The sequence below is a fragment of the Massilia pinisoli genome (genome assembly GCF_024753285.1).
In the GTDB taxonomy this organism is placed as follows: domain Bacteria; phylum Pseudomonadota; class Gammaproteobacteria; order Burkholderiales; family Burkholderiaceae_D; genus Telluria; species Telluria pinisoli.
Genome location: NZ_JANUGW010000014.1, coordinates 63,439 through 82,635, shown reverse-complemented (window position 1 = coordinate 82,635; position 19,197 = coordinate 63,439). Strand labels below are relative to the sequence as shown.

Genomic DNA, 19,197 nt, shown 5'->3' with positions numbered 1-19,197 from the left:
ATTATCACTTCAAACGGGATACGGATTTTAGCGAATTTTCGAGAGGATTCTGATGGGCGGGTCCCCGAAATAATCAAAATTCACCGGCCTGAGCGACCGTCGACTGTTTCATGGTCCGCTCGGAACTTGTTGCTCGAGCTATGCCGCCCAGCGCCAATGTCCGCCACAGACATGATGCCCAACAATAACGGCTATTTCACCGAGGAAGCCTTGTTCAACGCGGCATCGAGTTGCGCCAGGTTGGACTGAATCATCGATAACGTTCGGACCCGCCAATTTAAGATACGGACAGCCTCCAGCGGATCAACGTTCTCGGTGTTAAGCGCTAGCGTCATATCAGCCATATTCTGGATCGTGCCGTCCAGCGCAAGATTCAAAACGGTCTGCGATACAAATTTTTGGGTGGAATATAACTCGGAATACCTCCTGAGATCGGACTGATTAAGATAGTTGACGGATTGGCTCGCAATCGCGGCATCCCACGCATTGGTGCGCAACGACGGCAGTCCATCTCTGTAGTAACTTGCCGCCTTACGCAACAAATTAAGCCGCTCGGAACTGGAGGCATTATGGGCCTTCAGCTGCACAACGCCATCTGCCATCAGAGCTCGCCATACTTTCAACGTTTCATCTAACTCCTTCGAGGCCGCAGAGATCCGCGCGTGATTTTCGCGAATTTCCTGCTCAATCTCCACCTTTGCACTACTCGCTTCCGCTTGGTGGTGAGTACTTAACGCAATTTGTTCGAGCGCAAGCGCTGTCAGAATTGACAACACAATCATGGCGTAATGGGAGAGGAATTCCTTGAATGATTTGACGACTTTCGAAGGCGTTTCAAAATGCATTTAAAACCTCTTTTAAAAATAGAAAATTGATAGAAACGAAATATTATATATTGGCATTCATAAATTTTCAACCTGCGCCACGCAGATAAACACGTTTACAAGCCCGTACGAATAATAAGCTGTGCCGTCGACGATTTCTCGTGAACGCGGTAACTGCGCGAACCTGCACTACCAAAATTAGCTGATAAGGATATTTGCAGCGCCGAGATGGCGACACGACTCTCGGCTCTCGATCTATCGCCCGATGTCTGTAGAACTTACGTCGTAGAGATTACCTCCATTGAGCCCATGTCTATACACCCTACAACTGTAGGCCCTACATTTGTCGGCCCTACATCTGTCGCCCTACATCTGTCGCCCCTACATCAGTCGGGCTTAACGCTGCTCGTGAATAGAAATAGAGTTGCAAACAACCGGACACCGTCGCGATACCAAAAACCGGGCTGGCAGAGTGATCTGTTAAAAGCAGAGCAGCTGTAATCAAGCCACCTCATCAGGTGCGCAAGCCATGCAGTTTCCAGAGACCGAACGGTATCTTGAAGTCTTTAAACTAGGAGATGAGAAAACAATCCATCCAGAGGACTTAGCATGACAAACGAAAAACTGAAAGAAACCTTGACGAATTCCATCACCCCTGCAGAAGCTCAGGATAGCAAAAAAGACGACGTGGTTCTGACGGATTCCGATCTGGATGAAATCGCCGGCGGCTGTGCCGCAATGTGCGGCACCATGAACTTGGCGGCGGCAGAGTAACAGCAAACAGGGCAGCTCATCGGACGGATGTCTGGCCGAGTACGCTCCTCGCTTGTATTGCCGTTGTTTGTGCTCGGCTAATGCAGACACCGGTTGGCCGAGCGCAAACAAGAAGCTTTTTAGAAAACTGTTTCACGCGTAGATTTATTCGTTTAACCGTCGCGACACATCGGGCACGTAATCAATAAAGAAGAATCAACCCGGACCGCCTTGTTTCCAACGCTACCCGTCCGTACACCGCATGCCGCATGCCGCGGACCGAACACAGCCATACAAATTATGTCACTGATTTGTGGATTTTTGCCGCTAACTGAGCATTTTCACCGGTATCCGAGAACCTATCGGGGCCCATTGATCGGCGCGAAACCGCCAGGGCAACCATTTACCGCATATTTTTTTGCACATTCTTCCTATTACGCTGCGCCACCCCTACATTTGTCGCCCCTACATTTGTCGGGCTTATGTATCCAGGCCATCCGAAATAAAGTTAACAACATCTGCCGCATGAAGTAATACAAAAGACCGAACCGTATCTTGACGTCTCAAAACTACTAGATAATTAAGCACATCTTATAGGAAATATCATGAGCAATGAAAAACTAAATAGCGAAAAGATCAAGGAAGCCCTGGTTAAAGGTCTGAAGGCTGGAGGTAAACTTGATGAGAAACAACAAGACGTCATGTTGACGGATTCGGATCTCGATGAGGTTGCCGGCGGTTGCGGCGCTATGTGCGGCACCATGCACGTGTTTGAAGAGTAACGGAAAATAAGCTTCAAGGAGCGAGGCTTCCAAGCCGCGCTCCCTGTCTTTATCAAACATTCGTGGACTCATTCATGACAACCCAGTATCAGCTCTCCAGATATGTCGTTCTGACCGATTTAATCGACGAAAACGAATCTTCGGACCCGTCTCGCTTGCTCTATTCAACCCGGACCGGTAAGACGATCACGATTAAAGACAGAATACTTCAGGCGATCAGCAGGGGCGACTTTTCGCAGCTTACCAACCAGCACCTGATTTCCCTGATCCATGCCGAAGTCATCGTTCGGAAAGACGAGGATGAGTTTGCTGAGGTGTTGCGACGGAATGTATTGGCAGTCGAGGACTCCCGCTCCCTTGATGTGACGATCATGCCAACCGCAAATTGCCAGCTCGGCTGCAACTATTGCGGGCAAGTGCATTCGAAGAAGAACGTCGACGCCGAAATGAGCGACAAGATGTTCAATCGCATCGTTTCCAATTTGAAAAACGGTGCATACGAGAGCCTTGGGGTCAAATGGTTCGGTGCCGAACCGCTGATGGCCTACAGCGAAATTCTAACAATGAGTGACCGCCTCATTGAGCACTGCGACAGTCATAAAATAAAGTACTCTGCAGGAATGATCACCAACGGCTTGAGCTTCAAGCCGGCCGTTTTCGAAAAGCTGGCAGAGCGCAGAGTCAAAAGCTTCCAGATTACTCTCGATGGCATCGGCGCAACGCACGACCTGCAAAGGATGACCAAAGAGGGTAAAAAAACGTTCGATATTATCTTTCAGAATATCGTTAACGTCGCCAGTTTGCCGGAATTCGTGGAGCGCAAGTGCACGATTGGCATCAGGGTGAATGTCACCAGTACGAGCGCCAAAACGATCTATAAATTGATCGACAGGTTGGCGCACTTTGGCGTCCAGGAACGAGGCGTATTGATCCAGTTTTCTCCGGTTTTTGATTGGGGCGGAAATGGTGCCGACCAGACTGGGCTGAGCAAGGCTGACTTCGCCGCTGCCGAAATCGAGTGGATGCTTTATGCCATGAAAAAGGGCTTCCGCCAGCCGAACGTACTACCGCGGCGCAGTACAAGTCCCTGCATGGTCGTGAAACGGGATAGCGAGGTCTACGATGTCAAAGGGAACGTTTTCCCGTGCTATGAGTTCCCTTATACGCCGACCTACGAAGGTCCGGAGTACCGGATCGGCCACCTGGATACGATCGATACAGAACGTAACCTCAATGCCGTAACGAAAAACTGGTTCGAGGACATTAAAGGGGAAGTCGCCCCTTGCAAATCATGCAATTTGTTTCCTGTTTGCGGCGGCGCATGCCCTAAGCAGTGGTATTCGGGCCAAGTCGCTTGTCCGCCGTTCAAAGCAAATATCCAAGACCGGATCGTCATGAATTATTTAATCAAGAAGGACGCGGGTTTTGGTGAGCGATTGAAATCAATGGCTTTTGAATAAGACGGGGTGACCAATGGCCGCAATCCTCAATATCATCGATACCTTGTGTGAGCAGGTTCAAGGACAGAAGACCAACAAACCAGCGCCCGCATTTTTTCGACAACATATTTTTCACGCCATCTTGGACTACTGCAGCCGGGGCGAACCGTGCGAAAATCGGATCGATATGATGCACCGTTTCGATCAATTCGAAAAGTGCGTGGCCAGTATCAAGCGACGTGAATCCCGGCAAATACAACATTGGCTCGATGCGATACATGGCAGGGAATTAAATCTCGCTACCGATCTGGCACGCATTGGCATGAGTTCGTTATATTACCCAGCCTTGGCCCTGCACGACTATTTCAAAGGGAATCACGAGACCGCGCTGCATCATCTTGATATCAGCCTCAATCATTTCAGCAATCTTTTTGATCAAGGGTTCGGCGAAGCCATCTTCGGAATGGTTGAGCAAAACCTCAACAAAGTCCGCGTATTGGTCGCAGCAAAACGCAACAAGGCAGCAATCGACGAGACTCTCGATTTACTGGACTTCCTATACGCGGACCGCGGTGGCGCGAAGTACAAACACGAAAAGCTCGCGGCGCATTGTGAGGCCGACAAACACGATTCCTTGGTCGCGCATTACCTGGACGAATTGCTGATCAAATTTATCACTTCGGAAGATGGGAATCTTGTCGGAACATTGCTGACGCAATTATATGAACGGTGCGACAGTTGGGCACCCGGAAACGTAAAAAATGCGCTCAGTTTGCTCCAGCGCTGCCGTTTTGCAAGTGACGGAGGCGGCAATATTGCGCTCAGCGAGTATCCGTTGAGTTTCCGGAGTCTACCGTTTTCTTTGCAGTATGTCCTGGCATTAACGCTCATTTCGCGCTCAGAATGCGAGCTGAACGCAACGCAGAAATCAATCCTGATTAATTTCCTGAGCTTATCATCGACATACAAGCGGGTAGCAAAAACTCGATGGTATGGCGACACGGTTGAGCCGAAGCAGACGTCGACACGCGAACCAAAGCTCGGTTCCTCGCCTCCACCGGATTCGATAGGTCGCGTGATCCCGGAAAGAATATCGGCGTCCCTTGGGATGGCTTGTTAGCGCCTCCTTGGCGGACGCAGCGCCTTAGAAGAGTATTTTCCTGTTTCGATGTACTGATCCAAGAAAAGGAGGGCAAGGATGAGCAACGAAAAATCGACAGATGTCTTCGAAGATGCAGGCAGGTCGAGAGGCGTCGATAACAGTCAGGACGTATCTTCGGACGAGATTGTATTGAATATCGATGAGTTGGAACGAGTTGTCGGTGGACTACGCCGCTACAACTACTCATTGCCTGAGCGTTAATGCCGAGCCAGCACCAGTCACTCAGTCGGGATGAGACGCTCTGCGTCAAAAAATCCACGCGGGGGCCGCCAAGTAACACTGAACCATAAAAGTGCAGTGGGACGGCGGTTCTCGCGTCTATTTTCATCAGGAACTGGAATTTTCCAAATCGAAAGCAAAGCTTTTCTCAACATCTCAAGATATCTCATGCAATTCAGGTGGCAATTTGCTAAGGACCGGTTACTGCCCGTTACTTTGCTGTGCGTCTTTATGGCAGGAAACACCAGGAGCGCTTTCGCAGCTGATTTACGGTTGATCGATGCGATTGAAATCGCATTGACGAAAAACCCAGATATCGCTGTGCAGCGGTCTCAGACAACGTTCCTGCGCGGTGCAGAAATGCAGGCGAAATCACAATTCGACTGGGAGTTTGCGGGAAGTGCCGACCTGAGCAGAACAATCACCCCTCTCGATACCGCCGGTGACGGTGCGCCGGTCTGGACCCAAACACGTCAGTTTGCGTCAGGATATGAAGTCGGCGTCATCAGGCAGTTAAGAAACGGGATGACTTTCGGTAGTTCGCTTGTCGCTGCGGCCACGCAAGACACGTCCCCTGGCGCTTTCCCGGGGCAAAAGAACACTGTCAAACTGAATGTATCGTTGACCCTGCCGCTCTTGCGTGGCTCCGGTACGGAAAACGTAACAGGGCAGGAATCTTCCTCCGAACTCAACGCACTGGCATCGGGATATATGGTGCGGGATCGCGTCGCCCAGACGGTGCGCGATGTCGCCGTCGCCTATTGGACGTATCGATCCCGTATTCAACTCGAGAAAGTTGCGGCCGACGCCGAGGAGCAAAGCCGGACATTGCTAGCGTCCACTCAAAAGCTGGTCGACAATGCGGAAAAACCACGGGCGGATCTGGTCCTATTAAATGCGGATTATGCGGACAAAGTTATCGATCGAAAGGCCGCGACGCTTAATCGGACAGAGGCAAAGAACAGCCTTGGCCGTATATTGGGGCTTGACGCGGTTGCAATCGCCCAGTTGACGTTGGCGCAAGACGTGCTCCCTCTTCCGCAGGTCCTGCGTGCGATCTCTCCGGCTCAGGTCCAAGCGCTGGGCGAGCGTGCTCTGCGCAGACGTTCAGATGTTTCGGCTGTGGAGTTACAGACCGAAGCCGCCATTAAATTGCTCGCGGTAGCCAAGAATAACCTGAAACCGCGGATGGACCTACAGCTGAATGCAGGCTACGGCAAGGCGTCGGAAGGTGGATCCCATTTTGGTTTTATCTCGATCCCGGGCCGAACGCAGACCGGTCCGTCCGTATCGGCTGTATTGAATTTCCAGTTTCCGATCGAGAACCGTTCGGCTTCTGGCGCACTCCTGCAGTCCGTCGCCACGGTGGAGCAACTGAGAACCAAACGCCGCGATTTGCAAATCGCAGTCGTTAACAACGTCGAGGCAGCGGTAGCGGCAGTCACCAGCAGCGCCGAGCGCATTCAGATCGCGAAAGATGGGCTTACCTCCTATCAAAAGGCCATCGAGCACGAAGTCATCAAACAGCGCAACGGATTTTCGACGTTGATAGACGTTATCAATGTCGAATCGAGATATGTTAACGCACGGATCAACTATCTCCAGCTCGAGTTGGAATACGCGGTTGCATTAGTAAATCTCAACTATGCAGCAGGGACCTTATTACCAGAAGTTGTGCCGGGCAAAAGCGCGATGGATCGAGTGACTATTGATCTCGATCGCTTGCAGGATCTGCAGCGGCTATTTTTGTAAGACATCGGCCCTTACTGGCATCGATCGCCCATGTCTCAGCTTCAGGAAATCAAAATATGAAGAATATATTCAGGCAATCGGCATTAAATCGTCTATCATCGCCGGAAGAATTGAACAGTTTGTTGCAAGTAACCAGTGTAAAAGGCTGGTTGGCACTGGCAGGCCTCGGCCTGCTCATTATCACCGCTGTATTGTGGGCGATACTCGGCAGTCTGCCCACAAAACTAGTGGCGCAACAGTGCATTCTCGTGAAAAACGGTGGCGTCAATGTATTAAGTTCGTCCGCTGGCGGCCGTTTATCCGATTTGGCCGTTGACGTTGGCGATAAGGTCACGCGTGGGCAAATTATCGGCCGACTGGAACAGAGTGATCTATTGCAGAAAATTCACGCCAGCGAAGCGCATTTGAAGGAAGTGCAAGCACAATACGACCAGGCAATGGCGCTGGCCGATAAAAACGAAAAGTCGAGGGAAATCGCCTCCTCCCAACAGAAACAGGGATTGCTGTTTCAATTGGCGACCGCTGACCGCAAGGCAAAGTTGTTGCGTGAACGAATCGACACGCAAACCGGGTTATATGATCAAGGCCTCATCACCAAGCAGACCCTGATCGAATCCCAGCTGGAGCTCTCTTCGGTATTGCTCGAGCAAAAAACGATTGATACCCAAGTCAAACAATTGCAGGTGACGCGCCTCGATGCCGAAAAGCAAAGCGAGAACGAGCTTGCCTCGCTGAAGAACCAGCTCGAAGACGCGAAGCGGACCGTTACCATGATGATCCGGGAAGCAAAGGATTTTGCGTCGATCGTAAGCCCTTATACAGGCCGCGTACTTGAGATCAAAGCCACGGAGGGCCAGCTTGTCGAACGGGGAACTCCACTCATCAGTATCGAATCGTCGAGTTCGGATGCGAACGAAATCGAAGCCTATGTTTATCTTCCTGCCGCAGAGGGAAAGAAGGTGAGCAGTAATATGAATGTGGAAGTGAGTCCGAGTACCGCCAAGCGGGAAGAATTCGGCTTCCTGCGTGCGATTGTCGCGTCCGTCGCCGACTATCCCTCTACTGATCAGGGTTTGATGCGTGTTTTTGGTAACGATAAGCTTGTCCGCAACCTCACAGGTGATTTGCCCCCTATCCAAATCCGGGCATCTCTCATCCCATCAGGCCTTAATCCGAGCCACTACCAATGGTCGACGCGCAGCGGCCCTCCATTTCAGATTCAGAGCGGGACGTCCTGCTCCGCAGCGATTACTGTGTCAGAACAGCGTCCAATCGAATTAGCGCTTCCGATTCTCAAGAAAATCCTGGAACTCGGCTAATCAATGGCAGCCATGAAAGATATAGTTGGGCGTTCTCGAGCAGCATGGCATAAGGCAATGCGCAAGCTCGGATTTACGCCTGCAGAGAGAAGAGCCGGCGCGCCGTCGATTCTACAGATGGAAGCGGTCGAATGCGGCGCCGCATCGTTGGCCATGGTCTTGGCGTATTACAAAAAATACATCTCGCTCGAAGAGCTCCGAGCCGCTTGCGGGGTTTCCCGCGACGGCAGCAAGGCACTGAACTTGATTCGCGCGGCGCGCGAATACGGATTAATCTCGCGTGGCCTGCGAAAAGAGCCGGACGATCTCAGATCGATGACCTTACCGATGATCGTCTTCTGGAATTTCAATCACTTCGTGGTGGTGGACGGTTTCGCCGGCGACAAAATATTGTTGAATGACCCCGCGATGGGCCGGCGTATCGTAACAAGTGAAGAGTTCGATCAGTCGTTCACGGGTGTCGTGCTGACGTTCGAAAAAGGTCCAGACTTCGTGCCGAGCGGTCAAAAGCCAAGTATAACGAGCAGTCTGCGGACTCGCCTCGTCGGCGCGCGCATGGCGATACTCTTTCTTGTCCTTTCCGGGCTTGCGCTGGTCGTTCCGGGTCTCGTTATTCCAGCTTTTACTTCGACTTTCATTGATCAGGTTCTCGTGGGCAGAATGAAGACCTGGGTCTTGCCATTGATTCTCATCATGCTCGGCACGTCGATATTGACCGGCGTTCTCACGTGGTTACAACGACATTTCCTGCTGAAGCTCGAGATGCGTATCGCATTGAGCACCTCGGCAAATCTTTTTTGGCACGTCCTGCGATTGCCGATTGGGTTCTATATCCAGCGCTCCGCCGGAGATATCGGTGCGCGCGTGGGGATTAACGACCGCGTCGCCAAAGTCCTCTCCGGCGACGTGGCTACTGGCATGCTGAGCGTGCTCACGGCAATATTTTTTGCAGTGATCATGCTCTTTTATGACGTCGCGATGAGTCTCGTGACGATCGGCATTGTCGCATTAAATCTGCTCATATTGTGCATGGTCGCGCAGCGTCGCACCGAGTTGAACCAGAAATTGTCCATCGACCAGGGCAAGGTCATGGGCATATCTATGAATGGCTTGACCCTGATTGAATCGCTGAAGGCGTCCGGCAGCGAGTCCGATTTTTTCAGCCGCTGGGCAGGCTATCAAGCCCGCCTTGCGAATTCCATGCAGGCTATGAATCGGTCGTCGATTGTCCTCGACATCATGCCAAAGTTTCTGACAACGGCAAACACCTGCGTGATTTTAGGAATCGGCGGAATCCGGACGATGAACGGCGACATGACGATCGGTACTCTCGTTGCATTTCAGGCACTGATCGCCAGTTTCGTTAACCCGACCAATATTCTCATCGCTTTAGGTGGCAAGGTCCAGACATTGGCGGGAGACATGGCTCGTTTGGACGACGTGGCGAATACGCCTTGCGAAGACCTTAATGCCCTCGAGCATATTGACGATGTTTTGAATAGTGCCAAGCTCGAAGGTTCGCTGGAGTTGCGTAACGTTACTTTCGGATATAGCCGCCATGAGCCACCGCTTCTGGAAAATTTTAATCTAACTCTGAAACCCGGGCATCGTGTTGCCCTGGTCGGCTCATCTGGGTGTGGGAAGTCGAGCATCGCCAAACTCGTGCTTGGGCTGTATCAACCATGGTCAGGCGAAATACTGTTTGATGGCAAGCCCAGGAGCGAATGGCCGCGGCGCCAATTTCTGAACTCCGTTGCAGCAGTGGATCAGGATATCGCCCTTTTTTCCGGCACGATCCGCGAAAATCTGGTGATGTGGGACAGTACGGTGCCGCCTCCAGCCATGGTAAAAGCGGCCAAGGATGCGTGTTTGCACGACATGATCAGTGCCCGTACTGGAGGTTACGACAGCTTGGTATCGGAAGGCGGTTCGAATTTTAGCGGCGGCCAGCGGCAACGGATGGAGATTGCGCGAGCATTAACCTCAAATCCACGGCTATTGGTTCTCGACGAGGCTACCAGTGCGTTGGATCCTGTAACAGAAGCGATTGTCAACGATAATTTGCGACACCGGGGATGCAGTTGCCTGGTTATTGCGCACCGTCTGAGTTCGATCCGCGATTGCGACGAGATTATTTTGTTGGACAAGGGGAAAGTCGTGGAGCGCGGCACACATGACGAGTTGATGACATTGCGTGGCAAGTACGCGGAGTTGATTTCCAATGAGTGATCAATATCAAAGTCGATTAGTGGCCCGACTGGAGGAGGTTGGGATCCCCGGGACACAGCGGGAATTGAGCTCCGTCGATTCGGCCGGACACGTATTTTATCTTCAACACGGTTCGGTTGACTTGTTTTTTGCTCAACATGCAGGGCGGGGCGATGAAGGGGCGCATAATTTTCTTTTTTCCGTCGGTGCCGGAAGCCTGTTTTCGCTTCCGGTTATTTCAGATGACTATTTCGGACTCGTTGCAGTTATTGGACCCAGCGCCCGTTATTTAAAGATTCCACGCGCGCAATTTTTAGCTGAAGTGCGAGCCAGCTCCAGCGACGAGGCGACCGCGCCCATCGACAATTTTGTCGATGCGATGTTAGCGGGTCTTCCTGAAAAAGCGCCCTCCTCCTGCAGAATGTTGCCGGGAGGAAGCCGGTTTACCACGAATGCCGAGCGGATGAACCTTGCGCCTGAGCCCGGAGTAAGGTGGGTTGAGGCAATCGCTGGGGAATGCCGGTACTTCGGCAGCATTCCCGTCGATGCCGGGCCGGTAAGAGTCTGGTCGAGCGATGTATGGATCAGTGCCGAACCTCAATGTGAGATTGTTGCGAGCACGACTGCGCAGATCCATATGCGGGGGTTGTGTGCCGAGATGCTGGATGGGATTGATGCCATGCTCTCTTTGCTCAGCCTCGAAGCACTCAGACGGAAGCGGCTGGAAGACAGCGCCGAGTTGGCCCGGTTGCAGGCAAAGAGCGAGAACAACGGCAAAATCATGTCTGACGCTCTGCTGGAGTTCGCCGGCATTTTTGACCTGGACAGGCATGGGTTGATCTCTCCAAACGGAAGTGATCCGCTGTTCGCCGCCTGCCGTATCATCGGTAACTATCAAGGTATTGAATTTAAAAAGCCGAATTCCCCCGGCAAGACAACTGTTCGAAAAATTGCCCAGGCATCCAGGGTGAGATCACGCATCGTAGCGCTCACCGGGGAATGGTGGAAAAGCGACAACGGACCGCTGCTCGGTTTCTCACAATCGGACAAGGGCCCCGTCGCGTTGATACCAGTGAAAGAGGGCGGGTATGAAGCGATCGATCCGGTCAGCGGAAATTCGACGGTTGTCTCCGCTTCGTTCGCCGACACAGGGATGCTGTTTGGGCTCATGTTCTATGCCGCACTACCGTCGAAAAAACTTGCTCTGTCCGATATTCTGCGGTTTGCGTCGAAAGGCGCGGGCCGTGAGATTGGCGTTGTCGCAGCGATCGCACTCGCCACGACGACCTTGAGTTTGGTAATTCCCGTCGCGAGCGGCTATTTGTTCGACAGCGTATTCCCGGCGGCAGATCGCCGGCAAATGGTCGAGATCATCGTAATATTGTTTGCGGTATGTCTCGCGACGCTTCTCCTGGAGGCAACGCGTTCGCTCGCGATGCTGAGGATCGAAGGCCGGGCGAGCAGTAATCTGCAGGCGGCCGTTTGGGACCGCGTGCTCAGTCTGCCGGCGCCATTTTTCCGCGATTATACTGCCGGCGATCTTGCCACAAGGATCAATGGTATTAATCAGATTCGGGAAATTCTGTCTGGATTGACGATCTCCACTTTGGTTAGCGGCATTTTCTCGCTGCTTACCGTTTTTTTTCTGTTTACGTACAGCCTCAAATTGGCTCTGATTGCGATTGGATTGGCTTCCGTCGCAGTCGCGTTTAATGCCTTTGTCGGCTACTTTGCTGTGCGCGCCACCCGTGAGACCGCTCGACTGAACGGCAAAGTGAGCGGTCTGGTTTTTGAATATTTGAGCGGCATTACCAAGTTGCGCATCACCGGGGCCGAGCGCCAGGCTTTTGCCAACTGGGCGACGAAATTTGCCAGCCAAAAGCGTGCAGCATTACGTACGGGCGCCTTGAACAATGTAGCAGCGATATTCGGCGTGACGTATCCTGTTATCTCGACAGCTGTGATTTTTTTGAGCATCACTTTGCTGTCCAGCAACGAAGGCAGTATTTTGTCGACTGGTGATTTCATCGCCTTCAGTGCCGCATTTACATTATTCCTTGGTGGCGCACTGTCGCTGGTTCGTGTCGGCCTCGATTTCGTGTCCGTTATTTCCATATTTGATCGCGTGCGTCCGATTCTGGAGGCAATTCCTGAGAGCGATGAAGACAAGGTCAGCCCGGGCTCGTTAAAAGGCGACATCGAACTGAGTAACGTCAGTTTTTCGTATTCTCCGGATAGCCCGCCGGTTTTGCAAGATGTGTCCATCCATGCAAAACCCGGCGAGTTCGTGGCACTGGTCGGCTCCTCCGGATCAGGGAAGTCGACGCTCCTGCGGCTAATGCTGGGATTTGAACGTCCGGCCCAGGGGTATATTTATTATGATGGACACGATTTGTCCGAGCTCGACATACGGGAAGTTCGTCAGCAGATCGGTGTAGTTCTGCAGAACGGAAAATTGATGAGTGGCGATGTCCATTCGAACATTACCGGGTCCACGACGGTTTCCATAGACCAGGTATGGGAAGCGGCGCGCGCTTCCGGTCTCGACGCAGACATCGAAGCGATGCCGATGGGAATACATACGCTCGTTAGCGATGGTGGCGGCACATTATCCGGTGGTCAGCGGCAGCGTCTGTTAATTGCCCGCGCAATCGTCAATAAGCCGCGACTTGTATTTTTTGACGAGGCGACCAGTGCACTCGATAACAGGGTACAGGCGATTGTCAGCGCAAGTCTGGACCAGCTGAAAGCAACAAGAATCGTTATCGCACACCGACTGAGTACCATTATCAATGCGGACCGCATCTACGTGCTTGACAAGGGGAAAGTTGTGCAGAGTGGAACTTATGAGCAACTCATGACTCAAGACGGTCTGTTTGTGGAACTGGCTAAACGTCAACTTGCATAAGAATTGGAATCACCATGAGAAATTGGGCATTCGGGTTGTTATTGGCGCTTACTCTGGCTGCGTGCGATACCAGATCAATCGCGCAGCGTCGCGCCGAGCACCTTGATCAAGCGGCCGGCGATATTACGGTGGCGGTAGCTTGGCCTCTGAATGGCGGGAAGGCGACGCTGGTCAACGGCATTACGCTTGCGACGGATGAGATCAATAGCAAAGGCGGCGTCTTCAGCGGCAGAAAAGTAAAATTACTGTTGAAAGATGATGAAGGAGCGCTGTCGACAGGACGCCTCGTCGCGCAGGAAATTGCCGACAATATAGACATCTCCGCCGTTATCGGGCATCTGAACTCATATATTACGGAACCCGCCGCAAAAATTTATGAGCGAGCCGGGTTATTGCTGATTACGCCGGGTGCGAGCGGCCAGAAGATTACCGAACACGGCGGGAAGCTGATCTTTCGAAATCTTCCCAACAATTCCGAACAGGGACGGCAGATCGCAGATTGGGCGGCGGCGCAAGGCTATCACAACATCGCGATCTACTACATCAAGAACGATGACGGCGTGGACTTGGCCAACTATTTTGAACAACGTGCGGATGATATCGGCCTATCGATCGTCGACCGGCGGTCTTACGATGCCAAGGCACGTGATCACGAGAGCATCATGGCCGATTGGGCCCATTATTTCAAGCTGGATGCGGTTTTTCTGGTGGGCTCTTTTCCGGACAGTGCCGACATTCTTCGAGCGGCGCAGTCAGCTGGCCTGAAGGTGCCGATTTTCGGTGGCGCCGGCCTCGATTCCCCCGATTTGATTCGACTAGGCAAATCCAACGCGGAAGGGGTTGTTGTGTTCACGCTCTTTAACCCAAATGACAATCGGGAGAATGTCCAATCGTTCACGCAGCGGTACGCGGACAAGTACGGTATGGTCCCGGACAGCGCAGCTGCTCAAGGTTACGATGCGATGAAGCTTCTTGCATATGCCATGCGCAGCGCGCACAGCACTGATCCCGCTAAGGTAGGTACCGTTCTTCACTCGACGAAAAACTGGCAGGGTGTGACGGGTGCTCAGACATTCGATGCGAAAGGCGATGTCGTGGCCAAGCGCCTGGTCATGGCTGTCGTCAAGGACGGAAGATTCTTTTACCCTGCCCCGATGCCTGCCGTCGAAATTTCACGCGACAAAAGGTCCGCCCAATTGCTACCGTCCCCACACGGCGCGAACAGGACGAATTGAGGTCAGGTGATTCAGTGCGCAGCCAATCCGTCGAGAATACGGTTGACCCAGGCTGTCAGCGCGTTATCGTCGCCCATTTTCCCTGGGAATGCATAGTCCGGAAGGAATGGTTCGCGTGTTGCCTGGGCAGTCCTGAACACAGCGGACGGAATCAGCAAGGTCCCGCGCCCGCTTGGCAGATCGATCCTGGTGATTTCACCGAAAGGAGAATAGCCAATGGTCGGCTCCCCTAATACGACAGCGTCTCCGGTTGCGCGGATCTGTTGCAGGACATTCATGCACGAACTGAAGCAATTGCGGTCGATGATTGCGGCCAGGCGGGGGCCGTGCGTGCGATGGACCACGAGCGCAGGAATGACATCCGCGGTTAGGCCATCGGCTTGTCCGGACACAAGCGCCATCTTGCTGCCCGCCTTTATCGCTGCGTGGACCTTCGCGAGGACCTCGATCATATCCTCTCTTGAGTTTGCGAATTCTGGTGCCGCAATATACCTCTTGAGCAGATCTACCGTTACGCTGTCGGCAATGAGATACTCTTGTTGACCGCCGGCTTCTTCCAGTTGGTTGCTGTAATCCGTGCCATACAGGGCACCGAGCGCGCGCGTGCCCCAGGTCGAATCGCCGCCACCATTGCCGCGCAGGTCCAGAACGACCCATGCGGGCTGCTTCAGCGCCGCCAGTTTCGGATAGAGCGCTTCATAGGCTGCACTTGCCTGCCTGCCATCGAAAGTCGGCATGCCGACCCAATAGCGGCCGGGCCCCAACTGGGTCACCCCGACCGGCTTGGCCGTCGTGTGGTAAATGGAGCGGAGGGCGTTCAACCGTGAATGGCTAACCTGTTCAGGCACGCGGCGTAGCGGCAGGTCGAAGCGGCGCGAAGTGCCGTCGGCCAGCTCAAATACACACTGGGCTGGCGTCCAGCCAAGGCCAGTTTCGAACATGGATTGTTGAGCCAACGAACTCAAGGTCGTGGCATATTCTGCGCTGCGATTCACGAACGGTCCGACTTTCAGCTGCAGATAGGTGCCAGTGTAAACACCATCGCAACTCACAGCGACGGCGCCGACTGGCGGCAGTTCATTTGGCCAACCGGCTTCTGACCATACGACGCGATAGCGCGCTTCGACTTGGTCAAGTAGGATGCCGGTCCAGCCGCGAGGAGCAAGATGCAAGTCGATTCCGGTGTGGGGATCGCCAAATCCGGCAATAAAGCGCGTCATTACTCGCAGATAATCCTGCTCGTTATGAACGGCCTCAGTCTCCGCCAACGCTGCTCGCAGCCCGTTCACGAGCGGTCCGGTGACGCTGGCTTGCCCATCCACCGCGCCCGCGTGCCTCGAAGCGATTGTGTCGCCTGCGAACTGAAGGTCTCTGCGCGCGAGCGCCGCCCAGTTTGCCGTGCCCTCCGCAAAGCCATCAATCGGCATATAGGTCCCTATGAGCAAAATGGCGCAGGCGATGGCGCGCAACGGACGGGAAACCAGTGCGATCATAACAAAAATACCGAAAAAAACCTTAATCCTCCAGTTTAACGGTTATCACTCTGAACAAATACGCGCTTTGTCACATCAGTGTTGAGTGAGGCATTGCTAGCAATTCTTGACTGCGTGGTCGCGGAGAATGGGCGGTAGAGCTGTACGACCAAACGCGATGCGGTTGAGGGGAGCGACAGCCTGAAATCAAAACCGGCGTAGACGTGCCGTACCGCGGTCCGTGAATTCTGTTGAAACCGTCAGCACAGCTGGGGCGGCAAGGTTGCCGAGACACGAGTGGCCTCTGGCGCCACCGGACTTCGGCGCGCACGGCGGCCGTCTGCGCTGGGCCGCCTCCCACAACGCTTTACGGTCAGGACGGCGACCCCTTGCGGGCCTGTCGAACCTATGTGCCGTTGGTGGGGCAATGCAACCGCGATCCGCCGCGAATCCTTGCTTTCGCTACTCGGGCAAGCGCGGCGCGACGCGGATTGCGCACCTTTGCCGGTGCGCGGCTTGAACGGCCCACGTCAGCACCTCGTCGTGCAAGGCGTGAAGGCACGCAGCGCCACCCGTAGAGAGGGTCGAACTCCGACGCACCGTTTTACGCGGAACGCAGAAAAGAGAAGGCTCCGTTAGCGTCCGTCGACAACCGGCGCCTCCGACCGGAATAATCCAACCCGTCAATGCAAAATGAAAATTCGCCATCAGTAAATATTAATGGACAGAGAATCGCGTCGAAAGCAATGACTGTCGACATCCACGTTGCCTCCGGCGCAGTATTAATCGAACCGACCGGGTCGACGTCTAATCCACTTCTTTCAAACTCAGTCTGGCTCATAACAAAAGCTGGAGCACGGAGGTATGCTGCTGCCTCCAGCAACGCCTTCAAGGTCGACATTACTCAGTTCAGCGTCGGTGCGGACTTGCTCTTGCGGTTTGCGATCCTTGTCCGAATCCAGTGCGTCTCCCAGAGCCTCTTTCAGTTTTTTGTTACTCATATCACCTCCTATTGTTTGTTGGCATCTCATCGTCTTCAGACGTCGAGAGGTCTTTCGGTCCGATATCACATTGGCTCAGGCGTGCTACAACATTCCATGTGGCCAAAGACGCTTCAAATATATTTCAACTGGACGAATTCCGTACATCCGACAAATGTAGGAGCGACAGATGTAGGGTAATTGGATTGTCGTCCTGATTTCGTTCCCTGCACAAATAATCGGCAACGCCATTGCGCTGGTAGTGAAAAGTGCCTTCACTCCCATGATGCATGGGTGTGTTCTCGAGTGAGAAACCGGGATAGGTAGGGAAACGTGGGCCAGATGCTACGCCGATAAAGCGCGGCAATTCGCTGTTTGTCGCAACGCTCATTTGCAGTGCCAGTGCAACATGGCGCACTTGCTTTGAGCCATAGACCCGGGCAAATTAGATAAACGATTTATACTATTTTCCGTTTTCAAGAGACTCGACGCCGTCACGCAATGCCAGCAATCTGCCGAGAAGCACATCGACATCATCGAGCCACCACCAGTGGTCAGCGCCCTCGAGGTCGACCAGGCTTGCGCCGGGAATGGACGCCGCCATGAATCTCGAGGCCTCGATGCGGACCGCCCGGTCGCCCCGGCGGTGCATCAGGACGGTCGGACACCGCACGCACGGGAGCAGCGCCGTCACGTCGATATTGCGCAACTGGTCCAGGATGCCTGCGATCGTCCCCGGGCTGCTCGACAGCCGCAACAGGCGAGCCCACCAGTCGTTCAGGGTCGGATCGTTGGCATGGGAAGGGGCGAACGCGGCAATGCTGCGGCCGGTGCCCCAGTCCGCGACCAGCCGCTCGCGCCAGAGGTCGTACTGCTGAGACGTCAGCGCGGAACCGTAGCTGGCGCTCGCGGTGCCCTTCGGCAGCGCGGCATACAAGCATAGTGCCCGTACGCGCTGCGGATGCGCGCAGCACAGCTGAATCGCCACCGGCCCGCCTTCCGACGCACCAAATACCACCGCGCTCTTGCTGTCGGCGGCATCCAGCACCGCCAGGACATCGCTCACTGCGGTCGACATCGATGGGTCTTCCAGCGTACGGTCCGACAGCCCGACGCCGCGTCGGTCGAACATGATCACGCGGAACTCCCGCGCCGCGCGCGCCAGGAAAGTCGCAAGCTCCGGCTGCTCCCAGGCCATCTCCACGTTCGATACGAAGCCGGGAATAATCAGCAGGTCGGTCTTGCCAGCGCCGAAGCACTGCCAGGCAAGATAGACGCCGCCTGCATCCGTGTACGAAGTGCGCGGACGCGACTGTCCCCAGACGTTGCGCAGCGCCAGCCTGGCCTCGGCATTGCGCGCCAGCCGCGTGAACGAGGCGGACACCTCGACGCCGAGCGCTTCGAACAGATTGCCGCGCAGGGTGCGGTACCGCGCAATACATTCCTCGTCGCGTCCCGCGTTGAACAGCATGATGGCCGCCTGTTCCCAGCCTGCTTCGTCGATCCGGTCGCGCTCGATGTCGGCCAACATCATACGCAGTGCATCATCGTGCGCGCCTTGTGCCAGAAGCGACGCGACGATCTTGTCGCGCATGCGGCGGCAACGGCTGCTTTGCGCAGTGCGCTGAAAATCGAGCCATTCGGCCGCCTGCGTCCGCTCGTCGAACGCCCAGTCGCCGAGCAGCGGGGCGCGCGCGGCTTGCACGATATCGAATGCGGGCACGGGCGCCGACACGTTCCCGCCGTGATGGATCAGGCTGTGATATTGCTGCAGGTAGCGCGCGACATCGCAGTGCGCCCGCCATGCGTCGCTGAGCGCGAGCCGCCCGCTCTGTTCCGGCAATGCGTCTTCGCCCAGCAGACCGCGCGCTTCGAATACCAGCCGCCGCAGCCGCCGCAGGCGCGCGGCCTCCTCCCCCTCTTCCCACAACCGCTCGGCCAGCGTCGCGCGTTCCATGCCGTCCGGCGTCGAGGCCAACATGGCCAGCAGCAGGGCGCACCGCTTGAGCCTGACCGGCGTCGCCCCGTCCGGGCCGAGGATGGCCGGCTGCCCGAACAGTTTGAGTTCACGCGTCGTCATCGATCGCAGCTCCTTGAAATCATAGGAACGCCCAGGGAACGCCCCATTTATACGCTACAGATTA

14 protein-coding genes are annotated in these 19,197 nt (G+C 54.3%); 10 read left to right on the top strand and 4 right to left on the bottom strand.

Features of this window, described 5'->3' with window-relative positions; translation table 11 throughout:
* Positions 1-191: 191 nt before the first annotated feature.
* Positions 192-845: a hypothetical protein gene (locus tag NX784_RS18455; protein WP_258818162.1), complete on the bottom strand. Its 654-nt coding sequence runs from the start codon at positions 843-845 to the stop codon at positions 192-194.
* 588 nt (positions 846-1,433) lie between these two features.
* Between NX784_RS18455 and NX784_RS18450 the strand changes: the two genes are divergently transcribed.
* The 10 genes from NX784_RS18450 (at position 1,434) to NX784_RS18405 (ending at position 14,601) form a co-directional block, all read left to right on the top strand.
* Complete coding sequence (locus tag NX784_RS18450) at positions 1,434-1,598, top strand: hypothetical protein (protein ID WP_258818161.1); 165 nt, start codon at positions 1,434-1,436, stop codon at positions 1,596-1,598.
* Positions 1,599-2,182: 584 nt separating this feature from the next.
* Positions 2,183-2,359 (top strand): hypothetical protein, encoded by a 177-nt coding sequence (locus tag NX784_RS18445; protein ID WP_258818160.1) that lies wholly within the window; start codon positions 2,183-2,185, stop codon positions 2,357-2,359.
* Positions 2,360-2,433: 74 nt separating this feature from the next.
* A complete protein-coding gene (locus tag NX784_RS18440) occupies positions 2,434-3,819 on the top strand; it encodes a radical SAM/SPASM domain-containing protein (protein ID WP_258818159.1) in 1,386 nt (461 codons plus the stop codon).
* Positions 3,820-3,832: 13 nt separating this feature from the next.
* The gene (locus NX784_RS18435) at positions 3,833-4,918 is read left to right on the top strand and encodes a hypothetical protein (RefSeq protein WP_258818158.1); all 1,086 of its coding nucleotides are present in this window, start codon (positions 3,833-3,835) and stop codon (positions 4,916-4,918) included.
* A gap of 78 nt (positions 4,919-4,996) precedes the next feature.
* Complete coding sequence (locus NX784_RS18430) at positions 4,997-5,161, top strand: hypothetical protein (RefSeq protein WP_258818157.1); 165 nt, start codon at positions 4,997-4,999, stop codon at positions 5,159-5,161.
* Positions 5,162-5,347: 186 nt separating this feature from the next.
* Positions 5,348-6,931 (top strand): TolC family protein, encoded by a 1,584-nt coding sequence (locus NX784_RS18425; protein ID WP_258818156.1) that lies wholly within the window; start codon positions 5,348-5,350, stop codon positions 6,929-6,931.
* A gap of 56 nt (positions 6,932-6,987) precedes the next feature.
* Entirely contained in the window at positions 6,988-8,250 is a 1,263-nt protein-coding gene (locus NX784_RS18420; RefSeq protein ID WP_258818155.1) for an NHLP bacteriocin system secretion protein, read from the top strand.
* 57 nt (positions 8,251-8,307) lie between these two features.
* Complete coding sequence (locus NX784_RS18415; RefSeq protein ID WP_258818154.1) at positions 8,308-10,479, top strand: NHLP family bacteriocin export ABC transporter peptidase/permease/ATPase subunit; 2,172 nt, start codon at positions 8,308-8,310, stop codon at positions 10,477-10,479.
* The gene (locus NX784_RS18410) at positions 10,472-13,366 is read left to right on the top strand and encodes an NHLP bacteriocin export ABC transporter permease/ATPase subunit (protein WP_258818153.1); all 2,895 of its coding nucleotides are present in this window, start codon (positions 10,472-10,474) and stop codon (positions 13,364-13,366) included. The genes NX784_RS18415 and NX784_RS18410 overlap by 8 nt, the downstream gene beginning before the upstream one ends.
* Before the next feature lie 14 nt (positions 13,367-13,380).
* Positions 13,381-14,601 carry an ABC transporter substrate-binding protein gene (locus NX784_RS18405; protein WP_258818152.1) on the top strand — a complete coding sequence of 407 codons (1,221 nt, stop codon included), beginning with the start codon at positions 13,381-13,383 and terminating at the stop codon, positions 14,599-14,601.
* An 11-nt stretch (positions 14,602-14,612) separates the two neighbouring features.
* Here the strand turns inward: NX784_RS18405 and NX784_RS18400 are convergent, their stop codons facing one another.
* From NX784_RS18400 to NX784_RS18390, 3 genes are all read right to left on the bottom strand, one after another.
* Positions 14,613-16,094 (bottom strand): S41 family peptidase, encoded by a 1,482-nt coding sequence (locus NX784_RS18400; protein ID WP_258818151.1) that lies wholly within the window; start codon positions 16,092-16,094, stop codon positions 14,613-14,615.
* Positions 16,095-16,900: 806 nt separating this feature from the next.
* Positions 16,901-17,074, bottom strand: coding sequence for a hypothetical protein (locus NX784_RS18395; protein WP_258818150.1), 174 nt, complete (start codon positions 17,072-17,074; stop codon positions 16,901-16,903).
* 442 nt (positions 17,075-17,516) lie between these two features.
* On the bottom strand, positions 17,517-19,133 hold the full coding sequence (locus NX784_RS18390) for a bifunctional AfsR/SARP family transcriptional regulator/alpha/beta hydrolase (RefSeq protein WP_258818149.1): 1,617 nt from the start codon (positions 19,131-19,133) through the stop codon (positions 17,517-17,519).
* Positions 19,134-19,197 lie beyond the last annotated feature (64 nt).

Coding starts and splice junctions, on each gene's coding strand:
- NX784_RS18415 (WP_258818154.1), top strand. CDS start 8,308: ATGCGCAAGCTCGGATTTACGCCTGCAGAGAGAAGAGCCGGCGCGCCG.
- NX784_RS18425 (WP_258818156.1), top strand. CDS start 5,348: ATGCAATTCAGGTGGCAATTTGCTAAGGACCGGTTACTGCCCGTTACT.
- NX784_RS18430 (WP_258818157.1), top strand. CDS start 4,997: ATGAGCAACGAAAAATCGACAGATGTCTTCGAAGATGCAGGCAGGTCG.
- NX784_RS18405 (WP_258818152.1), top strand. CDS start 13,381: ATGAGAAATTGGGCATTCGGGTTGTTATTGGCGCTTACTCTGGCTGCG.
- NX784_RS18410 (WP_258818153.1), top strand. CDS start 10,472: ATGAGTGATCAATATCAAAGTCGATTAGTGGCCCGACTGGAGGAGGTT.
- NX784_RS18390 (WP_258818149.1), bottom strand. CDS start 19,133: ATGACGACGCGTGAACTCAAACTGTTCGGGCAGCCGGCCATCCTCGGC.
- NX784_RS18420 (WP_258818155.1), top strand. CDS start 6,988: ATGAAGAATATATTCAGGCAATCGGCATTAAATCGTCTATCATCGCCG.
- NX784_RS18440 (WP_258818159.1), top strand. CDS start 2,434: ATGACAACCCAGTATCAGCTCTCCAGATATGTCGTTCTGACCGATTTA.
- NX784_RS18455 (WP_258818162.1), bottom strand. CDS start 845: ATGCATTTTGAAACGCCTTCGAAAGTCGTCAAATCATTCAAGGAATTC.
- NX784_RS18435 (WP_258818158.1), top strand. CDS start 3,833: ATGGCCGCAATCCTCAATATCATCGATACCTTGTGTGAGCAGGTTCAA.
- NX784_RS18445 (WP_258818160.1), top strand. CDS start 2,183: ATGAGCAATGAAAAACTAAATAGCGAAAAGATCAAGGAAGCCCTGGTT.
- NX784_RS18395 (WP_258818150.1), bottom strand. CDS start 17,074: ATGAGTAACAAAAAACTGAAAGAGGCTCTGGGAGACGCACTGGATTCG.
- NX784_RS18400 (WP_258818151.1), bottom strand. CDS start 16,094: ATGATCGCACTGGTTTCCCGTCCGTTGCGCGCCATCGCCTGCGCCATT.
- NX784_RS18450 (WP_258818161.1), top strand. CDS start 1,434: ATGACAAACGAAAAACTGAAAGAAACCTTGACGAATTCCATCACCCCT.